The sequence below is a fragment of the Acinetobacter vivianii genome (genome assembly GCF_014635885.1).
Classification (GTDB): Bacteria; Pseudomonadota; Gammaproteobacteria; order Pseudomonadales; family Moraxellaceae; genus Acinetobacter; species Acinetobacter vivianii.
Window position 1 is genome coordinate 64,225 of record NZ_BMDR01000004.1, and the last position, 18,899, is coordinate 83,123.

General features: G+C 40.9%; 20 protein-coding genes and 2 tRNA genes. 15 read left to right on the forward strand and 7 right to left on the reverse strand.

Annotation, left to right across the window (positions count from 1 at the left end):
• The first annotated feature begins 1 nt into the window (after window position 1).
• From ubiA to IEV36_RS09260, 3 genes are all read left to right on the forward strand, one after another.
• Window positions 2-883, forward strand: coding sequence for a 4-hydroxybenzoate octaprenyltransferase (gene ubiA, locus IEV36_RS09250; protein WP_005258805.1), 882 nt, complete (start codon window positions 2-4; stop codon window positions 881-883).
• Window positions 884-993: 110 nt separating this feature from the next.
• Window positions 994-2,334 (forward strand): alpha/beta hydrolase, encoded by a 1,341-nt coding sequence (locus IEV36_RS09255; protein WP_005258803.1) that lies wholly within the window; start codon window positions 994-996, stop codon window positions 2,332-2,334.
• A gap of 110 nt (window positions 2,335-2,444) precedes the next feature.
• Window positions 2,445-2,651, forward strand: a complete 207-nt coding sequence (locus IEV36_RS09260) for a hypothetical protein (protein WP_004773701.1) — start codon at window positions 2,445-2,447, stop codon at window positions 2,649-2,651.
• Window positions 2,652-2,670: 19 nt separating this feature from the next.
• On the opposite strand, the gene IEV36_RS09265 is transcribed toward IEV36_RS09260, so the two are convergent.
• The 4 genes from IEV36_RS09265 to IEV36_RS09280 form a co-directional block, all read right to left on the reverse strand.
• A complete protein-coding gene (locus IEV36_RS09265; RefSeq protein ID WP_032864088.1) occupies window positions 2,671-3,111 on the reverse strand; it encodes a DUF2726 domain-containing protein in 441 nt (146 codons plus the stop codon).
• Window positions 3,112-3,169: 58 nt separating this feature from the next.
• Window positions 3,170-3,245, reverse strand: a tRNA-Asn gene (locus tag IEV36_RS09270).
• 85 nt (window positions 3,246-3,330) lie between these two features.
• Window positions 3,331-3,639 carry a DUF8200 family protein gene (locus tag IEV36_RS09275; protein WP_005258799.1) on the reverse strand — a complete coding sequence of 103 codons (309 nt, stop codon included), beginning with the start codon at window positions 3,637-3,639 and terminating at the stop codon, window positions 3,331-3,333.
• 181 nt (window positions 3,640-3,820) lie between these two features.
• Window positions 3,821-3,896: transfer RNA gene (locus tag IEV36_RS09280), tRNA-Asn, on the reverse strand.
• 236 nt (window positions 3,897-4,132) lie between these two features.
• Here IEV36_RS09280 and IEV36_RS09285 point away from each other — a divergent pair.
• Window positions 4,133-4,564: a hypothetical protein gene (locus IEV36_RS09285; RefSeq protein ID WP_005258797.1), complete on the forward strand. Its 432-nt coding sequence runs from the start codon at window positions 4,133-4,135 to the stop codon at window positions 4,562-4,564.
• Window positions 4,565-4,593: 29 nt separating this feature from the next.
• Here IEV36_RS09285 and IEV36_RS09290 read toward each other — a convergent pair whose 3' ends face one another.
• On the reverse strand, window positions 4,594-5,031 hold the full coding sequence (locus tag IEV36_RS09290) for a PaaI family thioesterase (RefSeq protein WP_004773695.1): 438 nt from the start codon (window positions 5,029-5,031) through the stop codon (window positions 4,594-4,596).
• Between the two features lie 185 nt (window positions 5,032-5,216).
• Between IEV36_RS09290 and IEV36_RS09295 the strand changes: the two genes are divergently transcribed.
• Together IEV36_RS09295 and IEV36_RS09300 are read left to right on the forward strand one after the other, a co-directional pair.
• Window positions 5,217-5,630: a GFA family protein gene (locus IEV36_RS09295; protein ID WP_005258795.1), complete on the forward strand. Its 414-nt coding sequence runs from the start codon at window positions 5,217-5,219 to the stop codon at window positions 5,628-5,630.
• A 130-nt stretch (window positions 5,631-5,760) separates the two neighbouring features.
• Window positions 5,761-6,615, forward strand: a complete 855-nt coding sequence (locus tag IEV36_RS09300) for a DMT family transporter (RefSeq protein WP_005258793.1) — start codon at window positions 5,761-5,763, stop codon at window positions 6,613-6,615.
• A 25-nt stretch (window positions 6,616-6,640) separates the two neighbouring features.
• On the opposite strand, the gene IEV36_RS09305 is transcribed toward IEV36_RS09300, so the two are convergent.
• Window positions 6,641-7,876 (reverse strand): pyridoxal phosphate-dependent aminotransferase, encoded by a 1,236-nt coding sequence (locus tag IEV36_RS09305; protein ID WP_004773691.1) that lies wholly within the window; start codon window positions 7,874-7,876, stop codon window positions 6,641-6,643.
• Between the two features lie 213 nt (window positions 7,877-8,089).
• Here IEV36_RS09305 and IEV36_RS09310 point away from each other — a divergent pair, with 213 nt between their 5' ends.
• The gene (locus IEV36_RS09310; protein ID WP_005258791.1) at window positions 8,090-8,269 is read left to right on the forward strand and encodes a hypothetical protein; all 180 of its coding nucleotides are present in this window, start codon (window positions 8,090-8,092) and stop codon (window positions 8,267-8,269) included.
• Between the two features lie 38 nt (window positions 8,270-8,307).
• Here IEV36_RS09310 and IEV36_RS09315 read toward each other — a convergent pair whose 3' ends face one another.
• Window positions 8,308-9,102 (reverse strand): A1S_2505 family phage non-structural protein, encoded by a 795-nt coding sequence (locus IEV36_RS09315; RefSeq protein ID WP_004773688.1) that lies wholly within the window; start codon window positions 9,100-9,102, stop codon window positions 8,308-8,310.
• A 177-nt stretch (window positions 9,103-9,279) separates the two neighbouring features.
• Between IEV36_RS09315 and uvrB the strand changes: the two genes are divergently transcribed.
• The 8 genes from uvrB (at window position 9,280) to proB (ending at window position 18,890) form a co-directional block, all read left to right on the forward strand.
• Entirely contained in the window at window positions 9,280-11,304 is a 2,025-nt protein-coding gene (uvrB, locus tag IEV36_RS09320; RefSeq protein ID WP_005258788.1) for an excinuclease ABC subunit UvrB, read from the forward strand.
• A 120-nt stretch (window positions 11,305-11,424) separates the two neighbouring features.
• The gene (locus tag IEV36_RS09325) at window positions 11,425-12,009 is read left to right on the forward strand and encodes a lipocalin family protein (protein WP_005258786.1); all 585 of its coding nucleotides are present in this window, start codon (window positions 11,425-11,427) and stop codon (window positions 12,007-12,009) included.
• A 101-nt stretch (window positions 12,010-12,110) separates the two neighbouring features.
• Window positions 12,111-13,055 (forward strand): EamA family transporter RarD, encoded by a 945-nt coding sequence (rarD, locus tag IEV36_RS09330; RefSeq protein WP_005258784.1) that lies wholly within the window; start codon window positions 12,111-12,113, stop codon window positions 13,053-13,055.
• Between the two features lie 256 nt (window positions 13,056-13,311).
• Window positions 13,312-14,769: a glyceraldehyde-3-phosphate dehydrogenase gene (locus IEV36_RS09335; protein ID WP_005258782.1), complete on the forward strand. Its 1,458-nt coding sequence runs from the start codon at window positions 13,312-13,314 to the stop codon at window positions 14,767-14,769.
• 135 nt (window positions 14,770-14,904) lie between these two features.
• Entirely contained in the window at window positions 14,905-15,648 is a 744-nt protein-coding gene (locus IEV36_RS09340) for a hypothetical protein (RefSeq protein ID WP_005258781.1), read from the forward strand.
• Window positions 15,648-16,328, forward strand: coding sequence for a hypothetical protein (locus IEV36_RS09345; protein WP_005258778.1), 681 nt, complete (start codon window positions 15,648-15,650; stop codon window positions 16,326-16,328). Before IEV36_RS09340 ends, IEV36_RS09345 begins: the two co-directional genes overlap by 1 nt.
• Before the next feature lie 195 nt (window positions 16,329-16,523).
• The gene (gene cgtA / locus IEV36_RS09350; protein ID WP_005258776.1) at window positions 16,524-17,741 is read left to right on the forward strand and encodes an Obg family GTPase CgtA; all 1,218 of its coding nucleotides are present in this window, start codon (window positions 16,524-16,526) and stop codon (window positions 17,739-17,741) included.
• A 15-nt stretch (window positions 17,742-17,756) separates the two neighbouring features.
• The gene (proB, locus tag IEV36_RS09355; RefSeq protein ID WP_004773675.1) at window positions 17,757-18,890 is read left to right on the forward strand and encodes a glutamate 5-kinase; all 1,134 of its coding nucleotides are present in this window, start codon (window positions 17,757-17,759) and stop codon (window positions 18,888-18,890) included.
• Window positions 18,891-18,899: the final 9 nt, after the last annotated feature.

Sequence of the window (18,899 nt, forward strand, 5' to 3'; positions counted from 1 at the left end):
CATGGAAACAGTGCAACACACGACTTGGCGACAACGTTTAGAAGCCTATTATTACCTTTGTCGTTTTGATAAGCCGATTGGCACAGAATTAGTATTCTGGCCAACCATGTGGGCGTTATGGATTGCATCCAAAGGAGTTCCAGATCTCAAAATCCTGTTTATTATGATTTTGGGTGTTATTTTTATGCGTGCAGCTGGTTGTGCGATTAATGATTTTGCTGACCGTAAAGTAGATGCACATGTTGAGCGAACTAAAACACGTCCTTTAGCAACAGGAATTATTCGTGCTAGAGAAGCTGTTTTTGTGTTTCTGGCCTTAGTGCTGGCAAGTGCTGCCTTGTTATTTTTTCTGCCGATTGAATCATTTTACTGGTCTTTTGGGGCATTGTTCTTAGCGTTTATTTATCCTTTTATGAAGCGCTATACCAATTTACCGCAAGTATTTTTAGGTGCAGCATTCTCGTGGTCAATTCCAATGGCGTATACAGCTGTTGGGCAAACGCCTGATTTAACCTGCTGGCTGCTTTATTTTGGTAATTTGGCGTGGACAGTGGCCTACGATACCCAATATGCAATTACAGATCGTGAATATGATCTAAAAATTGGGGTGAAATCGACTGCTATTTTATTTGGTCGTTATGATATCCAGATAATTGGTCTGCTTCAGGTAATGAGCCTGATCTTGATCGGCAGTGCCTTGTATTTGGAAAATCTTTTGTTGCCTTTTGGCTTGATTGCATTGTGCGTGGTCGCAGGTGATTTTATTTATCAGGCGATAAAAACCAAAGATCGTGATCCACAAATCTGTTTTTGGGCATTCCGTCACAATCGCTGGGTAGGGATGATTATTTTCATCGGAATTTTTTTAGAATTAATAGCTTAATCTGACTATCTAGTTGAAAAGTGTCCTATGCAGGGCACTTTTTTTATGCCTTAATAAGGTGGCATGTAGTTTCATGCACAAAAATAACACAAGCATTAAAAGGATATTTTATGAAACGGTCTAAGATCGCATTGGCAATGACGTTCTCAATTTCTGCATTATTTTTAACTGCATGTAATGACAATGATGATCGTTATACGGGTAGTGATTCGAACAAAACCTTTCTATCTGAAAGCACTTATTCTAAAGATAAGGTAGATAATGCTGCATCAGTTAAAGTCATGACCTATAACATGGTCAATGTTCAGGGACGTACTGCGAAAGCGACAGCATTGGTCATGTTTCCGAAAGTTGCTGCACCTAAAGATGGTTACCGGGTTGTCGTTTGGGAGCATGGAACTGTTGGGGTCGCGGATAGCTGTGCGCCAAGTAACAATGCAATCGGTGCACGCTTTAGAATTCTTGCAGAAAGTTTATTGGCTGCGGGTTATGTTATTGTTGCCCCTGATTATGAAGGTTTAGGCACACCGGGTATTCATCCTTATTTGAACTTGGCTAGTGAAGCAAAATCTGCACTTGCTGCTGTACAGGCTGCCAAAGATCATTATGGTACTCAGTTGAACGGCGAGTGGATGTCTGCAGGGCAATCGCAAGGTGGTCAGGCTTCTTTAGGCACGGCAGAGTATGCAAATGCTGATGCAACTTATAAAGGGGCAGTGGCAGGCGCGCCAGCATCGAGTTTAGGTAAAATTATTCTTGAAGTGGCACCAGCAGCATTAGCGGCGATTGAACTCAAAGAAGTTGCTAAGGGAGTACCACTCGAGCAGCGTGTTTCTGTAGATTCTTATGCAACTTTACTGGCTTATGCAGCGTTAACAGGGGTAGGCATCAAGGCTTATGAGCCAAGATTTGATTATCGCGATATTTTTCAGGAAAGAGCAAAACCTCTAGCTGAGTTTGCAGAAGGGACAACAGGCGAAAATGGTCTTTGTCTCACGAATGACGCTGATCCGAGCTTAAGTCTAATCGAGAAGTTTAAAGCGGATATCATTAAATATATGACGGATAATCCAGAGAAGAAAGTAATGGATTATCCGGGTTTAGATGCCAATAACTTCAAAAATAATGACACGGTTCAGAAGTTCCTTATTGCAAGTCAGCCGGGTACTAAGCGCATTGATAAACCAGTTTATATTGTTCAAGGTACAGCAGATACAAATGTGCCATTCCCAGTGACTCAGACATTGGTGGAAAATTTACAAACATTGGGTTCGCCAAATGTGAAGCTTGATCCTGTTGTAGATGCATCACATACGCAAGCAATCGTCTGCCGCAATTTACAGGTCTATAACTTCATTCAGGCTCAAATGCCAGCAAATACGAATATTGTGGTAGATCCTGCGAAGATTGATGCAAGTAAAAATGAGCAATGTACAGGGATTAAACCATAATTCTTTGAAATTGATCTGTTGAGTTAATTAAAAGAGTCTCTTTATCGAGGCTCTTTTTTGTTATATTGTTGCACTTGTTAAAATTGATGTCGTTTGAGTTTAAATCGCTTATGAGCCAGCAGCCTGTTGAAAAAAAATCAGTTCCTTGGTTATTAATGGGTTTGGGATTATTAATTCCAATTTTTATTGTAGGGATGGCTTTTCTGGCAGCTAAAAGTGATGCGCAAACCAAGAAGAAATATGATCAGCAACATGCTGAAATTGCCAAAAAATTTGAACAGCAAAAAAGTGCTGATCAAGCAGAAAAAACTGAATAATCTTCTTAGGAGTGCTGCGTTATCGAATATCCATCTGTAACTGTTTTATCGATGGAATCTGAGTATAACGTTGCACTTGATAGCCTGCTTCTTGCAGCATTTGATCGCGTTTCTGATCTTCTAATTCCTTACCAATGTGACTAGGGTCATCTAACTCGATAATCGCGAGTACATTCATCTCTTTATCCAAAACCACAAAGTCTGTGACCTTGCGATTGAACTTACTGCGAATTTTGTAGTGATGACTAGTAATGAGTGCGCTAAACGCCACTTGTGCCAGAACATGGTGTTGGGGGAAGGCTTGCTGCAAACGGATAAACATTCGAGATTCAAAAGAAGTAATCACAGGACGAGCAAAAAATTCTTGTTTGCTAAAGAAAGGGCGCAGGCAGCTAAAAAGAAGTATAGCTGTGCTTAGAAAGCCGATAACCAGAAAGATGAGATGATTTGATTCAAACATATATTTAACAGGGTGCAAATAAAAAACCCACTCAATAAGAGTGGGTTTTTTAGAATCTTGGCTCTCCCACCTGGGCTCGAACCAGGGACCTGCGGATTAACAGTCCGTCGCTCTACCGACTGAGCTATGGGAGAATCTGGAACGAATTTTAGGGGGTAAATGCAAGCCCGTCAAGTAAAATGAGTATGAATAATAATCGCTTAACTAAAATATTGGCTATTAACGTGCAACTTGGTTACATTGTGTCAATTCAGACGATTTGGCATTCCAGATTGCACCCGCAGAGTTTTTATAATAACTAATCTTACCAACACGTAACACGAGGCTTTGACAAGAGTCTAGAGATAGGGCATTTCCCCAAGGGCCGGACATCGTACAAACTTTTCCATTACACTTCCAGACCACATTGGGGCCATTTTCAATTGGCACAGTCACGGTTCCTTTATAAGAAGAACCTGCATACCAAGTGGTTTGGGCAGCCATGACTGGGCTGGATAGGAATATTAAACAGAATATAAATTTTTTCATTATGTGCTTTCCCTAACATTGTTATTCAATTTGATTTTATATTAAAAATAGCATGGTGGATAAAATATATACGATTATCTAAAATGAGAAGAACAGATACATTGTAATGATAAGAGTAGAACAAAATTTTATGCTTATAAAATAAAAAGCCCATATCAATGATATGGGCTTTTTAGAATCTTGGCTCTCCCACCTGGGCTCGAACCAGGGACCTGCGGATTAACAGTCCGTCGCTCTACCGACTGAGCTATGGGAGAATCTGAGTGCCATTATAGGCAGCTTTTTAAATCGGTCAAGCTAAAAATGTCATGTTGCCTTCATTTTTGTGTCGTATGCTTTTTATTTGCACAATTATGAGAAAGTAGGAAAAATAACTTGAACTTTGATCAGGCTATTGCTAGATTCGAATTAGAAAGAACGTTTAGATATTCATCTAAACAGTGTGGATTTAACCCTACTTGCCAGCACTAAAATGGCTAAACCGGAGGTCGAAATGACGACTCTTAGTATTAAAACTATTTTTTCAAATTTTTCTTTTTATCAAGAACATTATCTCGAAATCATTCAGGATTCGGCACAGTATTATACGCCAGTCGAAAATGCATTCTTAAATACCTTTCCATTTAAGCAACAAGCCTTGTTTTTAGGTGATTTATTGCAATTGTGGTTTGGAAATAAATGGAAAATCCAAAACGTTCATAATCTATTAGCGCAAAAAAATATCTCAACGCTCGATGAGCATACGCCTTTGTATTTATTTCAATTGGGTGGTGAACTCTTTTTAGGCGCAAATACTGCATTGGCATGGTCTGTTGCAGAGCAGAAGGTGGTCACAGTACAGGTGAAAAGTATTTGGCAATATGCGGTGTTTAGTCATTTGTGCATTCGACCAAAGCTATTCAAACAAAATAAAGCGATTGCCTAGGGCCATTATAGCCCTAGTGTGCCTTTGAATTAAGCTCGGATGATCATGCAGGTCGCAGTAGCATGAGCGTACAGCTTGCCATCGGCATCGACAATTTTACCTTCTGAAATGCCTAAATTTTTACTAATATTAATTATATTTCCAGTGGCAATGAGCTTCTGATTTCTTGGAACAGGGCGGCACATTTTAATATTAAGATCAATGGTGCCGTAGCCTACGCCAGCCTCTAAAAGGGTATGCACAGCACAACCTGTCACCGAATCCAGTACGGTTGCCGCAAAACCTCCATGCACACCTCCGAGAGGATTCAGGTGTCGTTCATCCGCCTGTACTTCAAATTTGATATAACCTTCCGCAACTTCAACCGGTTGCATGGGAATGGTCTGGCTAATACTAGCGGGTGGAATTTTCCCTTCACACATGGCAGTTAAAAACTCAAGTCCATTCATTTCTTTTGGATGCTTCATCTTATATTTCCTTTTATAGTTCCAAAATAGAACCTGTTGATAAAATAGCCGTGAGAGATCAGGCTGTCAATATTGCTCATTCATTTGCTGAGTATTTTGTAAATTCTAAGTTACTCGTTAAATGCTTTGTTTTATGATGTTTATAAATGTCTTTATAACAATTTTGAATAAAAGGTAAATTTATAATGAACGGACAATGTGTATGTGGTGAGACCACTTTTGAAGTTGAATTAAGTAATCATGATGTACATGCCTGCCATTGCTCCATTTGTCGTAGACAGACCAGTGGCGTGATTATGACGCTTGATGTCGAACAGGGCAGTTTAAAATTTTTGAAGCAGGATCATTTAGCAATTTACAACTCATCGGCATGGGGAGAGCGCGGTTTCTGTAATGCGTGTGGAACAACTTTGTTTTGGCGCACTAAAGATCAGAACTATTGCAATATCAATGCATTTTCTCTGAATGAACCACCAGAAGATCTAAATTTGGATCTAGAAATTTATATTGATTGTAAACCTGACTTTTATGCTTTTCAGAATCCGACCAAGAAAATGACCGAAGCTGAGGTGATTGCCTTGTTTAGCCCGAATGAATAGTGATTTATTTATTGCTATAAGTTTTATAAGACCATTATTGCTAGCCATTTAAATATAGGTTTTGAAAGCATACCAAGCAAATATGCTTTTCAATTTTAGAGGGAATAGGGCGCAAGGAATGCGTACAAGCATGTTATTCAAAATTATTATTGCGATGCTGGCCTTTGCTGCAAATTCGGTACTGTGTCGCTTGGCTTTGGCTGGGCAGCAAATTGATCCCATGAGTTTTAGTTTGCTGCGCGTACTCAGTGGCGCCGTGGTGTTGATGTTTTTATATTTTGCTCATCGTCGACGTAGTGAAAACCCTTTAAAAATTGAATGGAATCTTAAAAACGCAATTTACCTCGCTGTGTATATTGTTGCCTTCTCGATGGCTTATTTAAAAATAAATGCGGGTGTTGGTGCACTCTTGTTATTTGGAACGGTGCAATTGAGCATGGTGGCTTATGGCATTTTTCATGGCGAGAAAGTTAATCTCATGTGTGGAATTGGTCTGGTTGTTGCTGTATTGGGGATTCTATTTTTATTGTTACCGGGTGCAAATACGCCTAACTTATTTTATTCATTTATCATGATGATTTCTGGTCTGGCTTGGGCAGCATATAGTATTGCGGGGAAGACCATGCTAAGTCCTTTATCCAGTACTCTGGCTAATTTTGTCTTGGCAGTGCCAGTGGTCAGTCTTGGGTTTGTACTATTTGCAAAGGATGTTCTGATCTTGCCGCAGGGGATTGTACTCGCGCTACTTTCTGGTGGTCTGGCATCTAGCGGTGCTTATATTCTATGGTATTCAATTGTGCAGAAAATTGACCGAATTACAGCGAGTACAGTACAACTTTCTGTACCTTGTCTGGCGATTTTGGGTGGGAGTTTATTTATTGGAGAAGTACCGAATTTTCGAATGATTGCTTCGACAGTGATTGTTCTGGTCGGGATTTTATTGGTTATCTTTTCCAGTTCGCATAAAAAAACTCATCATGAATGATGAGTTTTTTTATGGCTTTTATGACTTATTTAGCCGCTTTTTCTGCTTCGATTGATGCAATTGCAGCGTCTACGCCTTCAATTGAATCAGCCGCTTTTTTGATACGCGCTAAAGCATCAACCAGTACTTCATCAGCAGTTGCGTAAGAAATACGCATAAAACCGCCTAAACCGAATGCATCACCAGGAACAACGGCAACGCCAGTTTCTTCAAGTAACCATTCAGAGAATTCTGTGCAAGATTTTAAGCCTTTTGCACGAATCAATGGACGGATGTTGGCATAGGCATAGAAAGCACCATCAGCAGGTAAGCAAGAGATACCTTTAATGTCATTTAAGCCATTCACAACGAGATCATGACGGCGTTTGAATGCTTCAATCATTGGTTGTAAAACGTCTTGTGGACCATTCAATGCCGCTTCAGCCGCAACTTGTGAAATTGAAGTTGGGTTAGACGTTGATTGAGACTGGATTTTTTTCATTGCACCAATGATTTTCGCAGGGCCCGCTGCGTAACCAATACGCCAGCCTGTCATTGCATAGGCTTTAGACACACCATTTAAAACAATCGTGCGGTCATATAAGTCTGGTGCAACAGTTGCGATATTGTAGAACTCATCTTCCCAGCGAATTGGTTCATACATGTCATCAGATGCAACAAAAACCTGTGGGTGACGACGTAAGACTTCAGCCAAAGCTTCAAGTTCAGCTTTGGTGTAGATCATGCCTGTCGGGTTAGATGGGCTGTTTAAAACCACTAAACGTGTATTTGGAGTAATTGCAGCTTCCAGTTGTTCTGGTGTGATTTTGAAACGTTGTTCTTCACCACATTTCACGATGACAGGAGTACCTTCTGCAATGATTACCATATCTGGATAGCTCACCCAGAATGGCGCAGGAATAATCACTTCATCGCCTTTGTTTAACAAAGCGAGTGCTAGGTTAAAGAAGCTTTGTTTACCACCACAAGACACCAGAATCTGGTTTGCTTGATAATCGAGATTATTATCGCGTTTAAGTTTCGCAATAATTGCTTTTTTTAAGCTTGGAGTACCGTCTACCGCTGTATATTTGGTAAAGCCTTTATTAATGGCTTCAATTGCAGCATCTTTGATGTGTTGAGGTGTATCGAAGTCTGGTTCGCCTGCGCCTAAACCAATCACGTTTTTACCTGCAGCTTTAAGCTCAGCAGCCTTGTTGGTTACTGCAAGTGTAGGGGACGGTTTGATAGCATTGACACGATCAGAGAGACGTACGTCCACGGCATTATTCCTTCTTATGGGATTAAAAAATAAAAAGCAGGTTATCTTAGCCTAATTAGACTTCATTGTGGTCGAAACTTGCCTTAATCGCATAAAAAGTTACCAAATTTTAATTCTCGAACGCATTCTATTTTTTTACATATTTTATTTTTATCAAAAGCCTAAAAATCCATTACAATAGCGGCTAGAAATCTAGATTTCGAGAGAATTTCAATGAGTACCCAGCAACCTAAAGCAAAAAAAGCTTTAGTGAAATTACCATTCCCTATGCCATCTGCTCAGGATGATTCTGATGATGCGGCGCATAATCAGGTTCGTCCAAAACCTGAGCAATATGCAGATCGTACTTGGATGCCACCACGCGGCACACGCCGTTCGATGGGGAAGCGTTAAGAGAAAAGCCAATCAATCTGATTGGCTTTTTTGTTTTTTTAATGGCGATTTAATGGATGTTGTATTTCTAATTCACCACGCCATAGCTTGATAAAATCATATTCATCAATATCGTAAAGTTCCATCAAGGCAATAATCACACTGACATAAATCATTGCGCCTTCCGATTTGTCATGGAAATTAAAAATCTTGCCGTTGAGCTTACCGAGAATATCGCTAATTTCATGTTCACGTCCACGTCCATAACGGTCACGTGGATAAAGCTCTTCATTTAAAACCACCAGTGCAATGGCTTTTTCAGCTGCCGTTAAACTGGTTTTATCCAGTGCTTCTTCAAAAGATTCATAACCATGATTGAAGTAGAAAATCACTTCGTCATTAATAAAGGCCTGCACAGTGGCTGCGGTTAAGTTGGGAAATTGTGAAACCGCATCTTCTTCAATATAAGGACGGAAAGATTCGGGGAAAATCACATTGGAATGGATGCCCTTAAATAATGGCGCGATTTCAGAGACTTTATAACCTGCAATACCACAACCTAAAGCTGTCAAAAAGTATTTCATTTTGGCATGGTTTTTTGCATAGATCTTGAAATCATCGACATAATGCTCGATCTGGGCGAGTGGCATTTGTTGTAAATGTTCATTTAGGGTCGGAATTGCAAAGCTTTGTCCTGCCCAACCTCGACCAACACCTTTGACTGCTGCAAAGTGTTGAGCTGCGACACGTGCTGCACCGCTGTCGTGTATACCCGCCAGATTACTGCCAAAAACAAAAACTGTATCTTCTGGGAGTTCCGTTACTATTGTTTCGTCGTGGTATTGGTAAGACATATTTTTACCATTGAAATCGAGTATAACTTCATGTTGCAGTCGATTGGGCAGATGGTCAAGTAAAATCTAAGAAATTACATGGCACAAAAGATTTCATAAAATCATCGATGCAACACTTTAAATCAATCACATTTTCCCCCATAAATAGGGATTAAGTTTTAGTGTAGGAATGAGCTTGTGAGCGAAAACCAGCCTTTTGAGTTAGTCACCAATTATCAACCTGCGGGTGATCAGCCTCAGGCCATTGAGAAATTGGTCAGTGGTATTGACCAGGGTTTTCGTAATCAGTTGCTGCTCGGGGTAACCGGTTCAGGTAAAACCTATACCATGGCCAATGTGATTGCCCAAACCCAACGTCCAACCATTGTGATGGCGCATAACAAAACCCTTGCGGCTCAGCTTTATGGTGAGTTCAAAGCATTCTTTCCAAATAATGCAGTGGAGTATTTCGTCAGTTATTACGATTACTACCAGCCAGAAGCGTATGTGCCATCTTCAGATACGTTTATTGAAAAAGATTCGGCGATTAATGACCACATTGACCAGATGCGTTTGTCTGCGACGCGTGCTTTGTTAGAGCGTCGTGATGCTATTATCGTGGCTTCGGTTTCTGCGATTTATGGTTTGGGTGATCCAAATGCCTATATGCAAATGCTCTTGCATATCGTACAAGGTGATCGGGTCAGTCGTGATGACATTATTCGTCGTCTGGTGGAAATGCAATATACGCGTAATGAGCTGGAGTTCTTGCGTGGTACTTATCGTATTCGCGGTGAAATTATTGATATTTTCCCTGCGGAATCGGATAAGGATGCGATTCGGGTTGAATTGTTTGATGACGAAGTTGATTCAATTCGCTGGTTTGATCCATTGACAGGAAAACTGGTACGTAAAGTTCCGCGAGTAACGATTTATCCAAAAAGTCACTATGTTACGCCAAAAGACCATTTAACCCGTGCCATTGATACCATCAAAGATGAATTGAAAGATCAGCTCAAATTTTTCAAGGATCATGACAAATTACTGGAAGCGCAACGAATCGAACAGCGGACCCGTTATGATCTGGAAATGATGCAACAACTCGGTTATACCAACGGGATCGAGAACTATTCACGCCATTTGTCAGGTCGTACCGCAGGCGAAGCACCGCCAACCTTATTTGATTATGTGCCAGAAGACGCATTGCTGATTATTGATGAGTCGCATGTGACGGTACCTCAGATTGGTGCAATGTATAAAGGTGACCGTTCACGAAAAGAAAATCTGGTGAATTATGGTTTCCGTTTACCAAGCGCTTTAGATAACCGTCCAATGAAATTTGAAGAGTGGGAGCGAATTGTTCCAACCACGGTTTTTGTGAGTGCCACGCCAGCGCATTATGAACTGGAAAAATCTGAACAAATCGTTGAGCAGGTAGTTCGTCCGACGGGGCTGATTGATCCCGAGATTGAAGTACGTCCAGTATTGACACAGGTCGATGATGTTCTATCTGAAATCAATATTCGTAAACAACTGAATGAACGTGTGCTGGTGACCACCTTAACCAAGCGTATGGCAGAAGATTTAACGTCTTATTTAAAAGAATATGGCGTCAAAGTGGCTTATCTGCATTCGGATATTGATACGGTTGAACGGGTCAAGATTATCCATGAATTACGTACTGGTGTGCATGATGTACTGGTCGGGATTAACTTGTTGCGTGAAGGTCTGGATATGCCCGAAGTTTCTCTGGTGGCAATTCTGGATGCCGATAAGGAAGGTTTCCTGCGTTCAGAACGTTCATTGATCCAGACCATTGGTCGTGCTGCACGTAATGTGAAAGGTAAAGCCATTTTATATGCAGATCGTATTACAGATTCCATGCGTAAGGCGATGGATGAAACAGAGCGCCGTCGCAATAAACAGATTGAGTTTAATGAACTACATGGCATTACGCCGCGTAGTGCAGTCCGTCAGGCGATTAAGGAAATTGATACGGGTGAAGTGTTGAGCGATGATGAGATTAATGAAAAAGTGCTTGAACAGGCACAAAGCATCAGTGCCGATGAACAACATCTTTTATCTGATCCGAAATTATTTGCGAAGCACATTAGTAAACTGGAAAAGGAAATGTTGAAAGCCTCTAAAGAACTACAGTTTGAGCAGGCGGCAAGATTGCGTGATGAAATTGTGCGTTTAAAAGCACACATGTTGCAATCTTAATTGAGCAGAGAAACCCTCAAAAGTGATACATATCGCAACAGTTTTTGTTTATTAAATAGGCTATTTTGAATAGCTAAGTATATGACTATTGATAACAAATTTTTGTTTTGAGGATTTCTCATGCCATTTATTAAGAATTTCCCGAAAGCGAGTTGGCGTTTAGCAAAGATTGCAGTTGGTGGGGCGGTTTTGACTGGATTGACTGTTGGAACCATTGCTTATGCTCAGGCAAAACCTTTACCGACTGTAGAAAAAGTAGAACTGGATAAATATTTAGGTGTCTGGTACGAAGTCGCTCGAAAACCGATGTTTTTTGAGCGTAAGTGTGTCTATAACATTACTGCCACCTATACTGTCAATGAAAATGGCAATATCGTTGTTGATAACAAATGTTATGACAGCGAAGGAAATCTACAGCAAAGTGTGGGTGAAGCTTTTGTTGCCAATGCGCCTTTTAATACCAAATTACGAGTAAGTTTTTTACCTGAAGTGGTGCGCTGGGTGCCTATGGCACGTGGTGATTACTGGATTTTGAAACTGGATAATGACTATCAAACGGTTTTGGTGGGAGAGCCACGCCGTAAATACTTATGGGTATTGTCGCGAACACCAAATCCGCACAAAGAAACCATTCATGAATATTTAAATTATGCGAAATCACTTGGCTATAATATTAGTGATGTGATTTATCCTGAACATCGTTAAAATAAGATATACTTGTTTAAAAACCATGCATGCATGGTTTTTTTATTTTTATATAGTGGATAAATCACGTATTTTTTAATTTCCCCATGTAGAGGTTCAAATTGGTTAAAGGTATCGCTTATTCAGTTTTGGCTTCTATCACATTTGGGGTTTTATATTTTTATACTCAACTCCTCGGTGCGCTGGACAGTGAGCAGACCTTTGGCTGGCGGATTATTGCGACCTTGCCTGTTTTGACACTATTTATGTGGTTTAGTGGTGATTTAATCCATATCAAAACGATATTTAAAAGAATTTTAGCAAAACCGACATTATTACTGTTTTTAATGACCACTTCTGTGCTGACTTCAGCGCAATTGTGGCTGTTCCTATGGGGGCCAATGCATGGTCGTGGTTTACAGGTTTCATTAGGTTATTTCCTTTTGCCTTTGGTTTTGGTGCTTGCGGGAAGTTTTCTCTATGGAGAGAAACTTTCTAAATTCCAATATCTCGCTGTATTGCTCGCGGTGTTTGGAGTAGGGCATGAAATTTGGCGTTTAGGCAGTATTGCTTGGGAAACGGCTTTCGTGGCATTGGGCTATGCGGCTTATTTCATCCTGCGTAAAAAAATCCAGACCGATAATTTGGGCGGTTTTTGGTGGGATATGTTAATTATTCTTCCTGTTGCCATTTTCTTTACACAAACGGGCGACATGCCTTTTCTCAAGTTTCTCGAACAGCCGAGTCTGATTCTTGTGGTGATCGGTCTGGGATTATTAAGTGCGATTGGTTTAGGCAGTTATATTCTGGCCAGCCGTTATTTGCCGCTGATTATTTTTGGTTTATTGGGCTATCTGGAACCTGTTCTGCTGGCATTGGCATCTTTGGTCTTAGGTGAGAAAATTGGCGCTGAAGAATGGCTGACTTATATCCCAATCTGGTTGGCTGTTTTGGTATTGGTAATCGAAGGCGCGATACATCTTTATCAGCAAAACCAGCGTAAAAAACACTTGGCATTGAACCTTCAACAATATTCTAAACGTGTCGATTTAGAGGACAAAACTTAGAAACGCTTGAAAATCCACCAGTAATGATCAGAAAAACTGTTATGGTTGTGACACACATCACAGCTATTATGATGATTGGAAAAGATTTTTACCTAAATTCACAAAAATAATTATAGGTATTTTATGAATTTATAGTCAATTAGGACAAAATCTTAGCTCGTTTAGCAGCTTTTGATTCAATCTTGATGATAATTCTATTACAATAATGGCGTTTTAAAAATTCACGCCCAGTATATATAAATTAGAGGACGTAACTGTGAGCAAAGAAACAATCGTTGCCCTACACGCAGAACACCAAGGTCGTTGGAAAAACCGTGAAGAAATCGCGGAACGTATGATTACCTTAATCGGTCAATTATACCGTGAGAAAAATATTGTTGTTTCTGTTTACGGTCGTTCTTTAATTAACCGTTCAGTGATCCAGATTTTAAAAACACATCGTCGTACACGTATGCTTGATGTTGAACTTTCTGTTGTAAATACCTTCCCGATTTTGGAAGCGTTAATGAAAGTTGAAAACATCGGTTCTGCTGAAGTGGATATCGGTAAACTTGCTGTTGAATATAAAAATGCAGGCGGTGATGTAGACGCTTTTGTTGCAAACGCTGTTGCTTCAATTCAAGGTAACGCAACTGCTGCTGCGCCTAAAGATGTTGTTCTTTACGGTTTTGGTCGTATCGGTCGTATCTTGGCTCGTTTAATCATCAGCCAGTCTGGTTTAGGTCGTGGTTTGAGCCTTAAAGCAATCGTTGTGCGTAAATCATCTGATGGTGACTTGGCGAAACGTGCTTCATTATTACGTCGTGACTCTATTCACGGTACTTTTGACGGTACGATTTCTGTAGATGAAGAAAACGAAGCAATCATTGCAAATGGTCAGTTCATCAAAGTGATTTATGCATCAAGCCCAAGCGAAGTGGACTACACTGCTTATGGTATCGAAAATGCACTTTTGATCGACAATACAGGTAAATGGCGTGATGCTGAAGGCCTGAGCCAACACTTGAAATGTGCAGGCGTTGCGCGTGTTGTATTAACAGCACCAAGTAAAGGCGAAATGAAGAACGTTGTATTTGGTGTGAACAACGGCGATATCCTAGATGAAGACAAAATCATCTCTGCTGCAAGCTGCACAACCAACGCAATTACACCTGTATTAAAAGTTTTAGACGACAAATACAAAGTATTGAATGGTCACGTTGAAACAGTTCACTCTTTCACAAACGACCAGAACTTAATTGATAACTATCATAAAGCTGACCGTCGTGGCCGTGCTGCAACGTTGAACATGGTTATCACTGAAACTGGTGCTGCGAAAGCTGTTGCTAAAGCTTTACCTGGCTTAAAAGGCAAGTTAACAGGTAACTCTGTACGCGTTCCAACACCAAACGTTTCTCTTGCAATCTTGAACTTAAACTTAGAGAAAGAAATTGACCGTGAAGAAGTGAACGAATACATTCGTCAAATCTCGATCAACTCTAAGTTACAAGGTCAAATCGGTTATACCAACTCGACTGAAGTTGTATCAAGTGACTTTATCGGTTCACGTACAGCAGGTGTGTTTGATGCGCAAGCAACAATCGCTTCTGGTACACGTTTAACTGCTTATGTTTGGTACGATAACGAAGTTGGTTATAGCTGTCAGGTATTACGTATTGCTGAACAAATGTGTGGCGTAAGCTATACCAAAGTTCCTGCTGAAACAAATGCATAATTTGTTCACAAGCAATAAAAAAAGCCCAGTTTAAAACTGGGCTTTTTTAATGACTGTACAGAATATATGCTGAATAAAACATAAAAATCGATGAGAATGCAGGAAAAGGGAAATAATTAAACAAGGGATAGATCATTGTTGCAGTTCAGACGTTTATTCGTGGTATTTGCTTTAATTGTTGTGGCCAACTTGTGTGGTGTATATATCGCAATGTGGGTGTTTAAGCATTTTAATATTTATATCCCATTGAAGAATCAAGATGTAGCGATTGATTTACAAGAGCCATTGCAGGTGCGGGTAAAAGTAAAAGATGCGCTCAATGTTGATGTGAATGGACGTGTTGATGCCAAGATTCCAATCAATGAGCAATTAAATGTTCCTTTGACGCAAACCCTGACGCCGCGTGTGTACTTCGATAGTCAGGTTCCGATCAGTACCACCATTCCTGTCAAAGAAACCATTAAGGTCAATCAAAGCCTCCCGATTGATACTAAGGTACAGGTCAAAATTTTAGGCAAGGATGTGACGCTGCCTTTAAAAGGCTCGATTCCTTTGCAACTGGATGTACCGATTGATATTCAGGTGCCATTACAACAAAAAGTACATTTGAAATTTGATGCACCAGTACGCACGGTCCTCAAGGAAAACTTAAATATTCCGTTGAAAGCACAGCTGAATGCCAATATTCCGATTCAAGGCAATTTAAATGTGCCGATTACTTCTGAACTGAATGCTTCTGTCGATGTAAAGAATACCTTACCTGTTAAAATTGCGCAGGGTGAACTCAAGATTCCTTTATCCAGTATGTATTTGGGGCGGGTAAAAACACAGGCTGTAGATGAACCTGCAACACCAACCGATGTCAAAGTAGGTGAGTGATGGATATAACCAAATCACTGAAAAGCCTGCTGATCAGTTTTGTGATTGTCACAACGCTGGTTGCGATCTTATTTTGGTTCTATCTGAATATTCAGGCCTCATTAATCGTTTCTGCGCAGCAGGCAGATATTCGTTTACCTGAATCATTAGGTACCAAGATTCAGGTCGGAGAGCATCTGCGTGTTAAGTCAGAAGGTCAATTAAATACTGTACTGGATATTGACCGTAGTTTGGCCTTGCCTTTAAAAGGCAAATATCTGGCTGATTTAAGCTTTGAGGTCGAAACCCCGATTACGGTTGATATTAATTATGAAACCGTACTTAAAATCGATGATGTAGTGCCAATTGAGACCAATACCGATCTGATCTATCAAAATAAATTATTGCCGAAATTTCCGTTGAGCCTAAATATTCCAGTGAAACTGGATATCCCATTTCAATTGAAGCGAACCTATACGGTTCCTGTAAAAATCGTATTTGATGGCCCTGTACATTTTGCTTTTGATGAGTCGATTAATCTGCCTGTAAAACATCAGTTTAAGCCCAGCTTTTATATGAATGATGCAATTAATATGAGTAAAATTTCTTCCTTTGATGCGATCATGTATAACTCGGTGCAGCAAACTAAAGCCAATCTGGATATGCAAATGGCGTTACCTTTAAAAAATGTAAAACCGTAATCGATATTTTCCAGTTGATAAAAAATGAGGCGATAAATCTTCTGTCGAAATTGATGTTTTTCGGCGCTGAATTGTTTAATTTGAATATTCAACCCAGAATAAATTTAAAAAAATCAATTTGCTGATTTTTCTATTCGAGAATTTTCTTAAAATGTGGCAAAATACCCCGTTTTAAAGAATTCAGAGGATTGGCACATGCGCTTTGTTGATGAAGCAGTCATTACCGTAGAGGCTGGCGACGGTGGCAATGGCGTAGCCAGTTTTCGCCGTGAAAAATTTGTCCCTTTTGGTGGCCCGGATGGCGGTGATGGGGGACGTGGCGGAAGTATTTACATCCAGGCGGATGATGATACCAGCACACTTGTAGATTACCGTTATACCCGTCGTTATCGCGCAGAACGCGGTAAAAATGGTTCGGGTGCAAACTGTTCAGGCCGTGGCGGTGAAGACGTTATTTTAAAAGTGCCAGTCGGTACAACGATTGTTGATACTGAGTCTGGCGACATTATTGGTGACTTGGTTGCTGATGGTCAACGTGTCAAAGTTGCCCAAGGCGGTGATGGTGGTTTAGGGAATACTCACTTTAAATCGTCAACCAACCGTTCACCTCGTAAATGTACACACGGTATTAAAGGCGAATATCGTGAAGTCCGTCTAGAGTTAAAAGTACTCGCAGACGTTGGCTTATTGGGTATGCCGAATGCAGGTAAATCGACATTTATCCGTGCAGTCAGTGCAGCAAAACCAAAAGTTGCTGATTATCCGTTTACGACGATGGTCCCTAACTTAGGGGTGGTCGATGCCGATCGTCACCGTTCATTTGTGATGGCGGATATTCCAGGATTGATCGAAGGCGCAGCAGAAGGTGCAGGTCTAGGGATTCGTTTCCTTAAGCATTTGGCACGTACGCGTATCCTGTTGCATATCGTTGATGTTCAACCGATTGATGGTTCAGATCCTGCACATAATGCAAAAGCAATTTTGGGTGAATTGGTTAAATTCTCACCAACTTTAGCAAAACTTCCAGTGGTACTGGTTCTAAACAAACTCGACCAGCTTCCAGAAGAATCTAAAGAAGAGTGGTGCCAGCACATTCTTGATGAATTGCAATGGAAAGGGCCTGTATTTAAAACTTCTGGTTTGATGTCTGAAGGCACCAAAGAGGTTGTGTACTATTTAATGGATCAGATCGAACAACAACGTGAACGCGAAGTTGAAGATCCAGAATATGCAGCAGAAGTTAAAGCATTCCGTGAGCAGCTTGAAGCTGAAACACGTGAACAAACCATCGCAGCTAAAGAAGCCTATCGTGCCATGCGTAAAGCTCAGCGTGAAGCTGGTCTGGACGATGACGAAGACTTTGATGACGATGAGGATGAAGGCGATGTAGAAAGTATCTACATTCGTGACTAGTAAACCGAGGGAAAAATGATAGAAGTGGTCGATGGGCAACGTCAGCTCAATGCGTGTAAACGAATCGTTGTTAAAATCGGATCATCTTTACTCACTGCAAATGGGCAAGGTCTAGATTTAAATGCAATTTCGCACTGGGCGAAACAGATTGCAGATCTACATAATGCCGGACATGAGATTATTCTGGTGTCTTCAGGTGCAGTTGCAGAAGGGATGGTACGCATGAAACTTGCGAGTCGACCCACAGATCTACCCAGTTTGCAAGCTTGTGCGGCTATTGGCCAAATGGGCCTGATCCATACTTGGTCAAGTGTACTTGATCAGCATGGCATCCAGACCGCACAGGTTTTACTCACGCATGATGATCTTGCTGATCGTCGTCGTTACCTCAACTCATGTGATGCATTGCAGAACCTGATTGATTGGCATGTGATTCCGGTGATTAATGAAAATGACACCGTATCTACTGACGAAATCCGTTTTGGTGATAATGACACCTTGGCTGCCATGGTTGCGGGTCAGGTGCATGCAGAGTTACTTATTATCCTAACAGATCAGCAGGGGATGTTTGATTCTGATCCACGCAGCAATCCAGATGCGAAACTGTTTTCAGCCGTTCGCGCACTTGATGATAGCCTGTTCGAGATGGCAGGTGGCGGTGGTGTGCTGGGTCGTGGCGGTATGGTGACTAAGGTTCGTGCAGCGCGTCTCGCAGCGAGATCAGGTTGCCCGACATTGATTGCCAGTGGTGAAAGTGACAATGTACTAGCACGCTTAATGGCGGGCGAGATGTTGGGCACGTTATTTACCACAGACAATGATCGTGTCACAGCACATCAACAATGGCTTGCAGCGCATTTGCAAACGGCAGGGCGTTTAGTAATTGATGATGGCGCCGTTGAAGCGATTAAACGCAAGCACCGTAGTCTTTTACCTGTGGGGGTGAAAGCGATTGAAGGACATTTTGATCGTGGTGATGTAGTGGAATGTGTTGATAAAAATGGTGGTCGTATTGCGGTTGGGCGTGTCAATTTTAGTTCACGTTCAGCAGAAATGATCAAAGGTTTATCATCAGAAAAAGTTTATCAGGTGTTAGGCGAAGCACGTTCGCTTGAAATGATTCATCGAGATCATATGGCGATTTATTAAATTGTCATC

Excerpts from the sequence above, each read along its gene's own strand:
- IEV36_RS09310 (WP_005258791.1), top strand. The coding sequence starts at position 8,090 with ATGAGTACCCAGCAACCTAAAGCAAAAAAAGCTTTAGTGAAATTACCA.
- proB (WP_004773675.1), top strand. The coding sequence starts at position 17,757 with ATGATAGAAGTGGTCGATGGGCAACGTCAGCTCAATGCGTGTAAACGA.
- IEV36_RS09255 (WP_005258803.1), top strand. The coding sequence starts at position 994 with ATGAAACGGTCTAAGATCGCATTGGCAATGACGTTCTCAATTTCTGCA.
- IEV36_RS09295 (WP_005258795.1), top strand. The coding sequence starts at position 5,217 with ATGAACGGACAATGTGTATGTGGTGAGACCACTTTTGAAGTTGAATTA.
- cgtA (WP_005258776.1), top strand. The coding sequence starts at position 16,524 with ATGCGCTTTGTTGATGAAGCAGTCATTACCGTAGAGGCTGGCGACGGT.
- IEV36_RS09300 (WP_005258793.1), top strand. The coding sequence starts at position 5,761 with ATGTTATTCAAAATTATTATTGCGATGCTGGCCTTTGCTGCAAATTCG.
- IEV36_RS09325 (WP_005258786.1), top strand. The coding sequence starts at position 11,425 with ATGCCATTTATTAAGAATTTCCCGAAAGCGAGTTGGCGTTTAGCAAAG.
- IEV36_RS09275 (WP_005258799.1), bottom strand. The coding sequence starts at position 3,639 with ATGAAAAAATTTATATTCTGTTTAATATTCCTATCCAGCCCAGTCATG.
- IEV36_RS09260 (WP_004773701.1), top strand. The coding sequence starts at position 2,445 with ATGAGCCAGCAGCCTGTTGAAAAAAAATCAGTTCCTTGGTTATTAATG.
- IEV36_RS09265 (WP_032864088.1), bottom strand. The coding sequence starts at position 3,111 with ATGTTTGAATCAAATCATCTCATCTTTCTGGTTATCGGCTTTCTAAGC.
- IEV36_RS09345 (WP_005258778.1), top strand. The coding sequence starts at position 15,648 with ATGGATATAACCAAATCACTGAAAAGCCTGCTGATCAGTTTTGTGATT.
- ubiA (WP_005258805.1), top strand. The coding sequence starts at position 2 with ATGGAAACAGTGCAACACACGACTTGGCGACAACGTTTAGAAGCCTAT.
- IEV36_RS09315 (WP_004773688.1), bottom strand. The coding sequence starts at position 9,102 with ATGTCTTACCAATACCACGACGAAACAATAGTAACGGAACTCCCAGAA.
- IEV36_RS09285 (WP_005258797.1), top strand. The coding sequence starts at position 4,133 with ATGACGACTCTTAGTATTAAAACTATTTTTTCAAATTTTTCTTTTTAT.
- IEV36_RS09290 (WP_004773695.1), bottom strand. The coding sequence starts at position 5,031 with ATGAAGCATCCAAAAGAAATGAATGGACTTGAGTTTTTAACTGCCATG.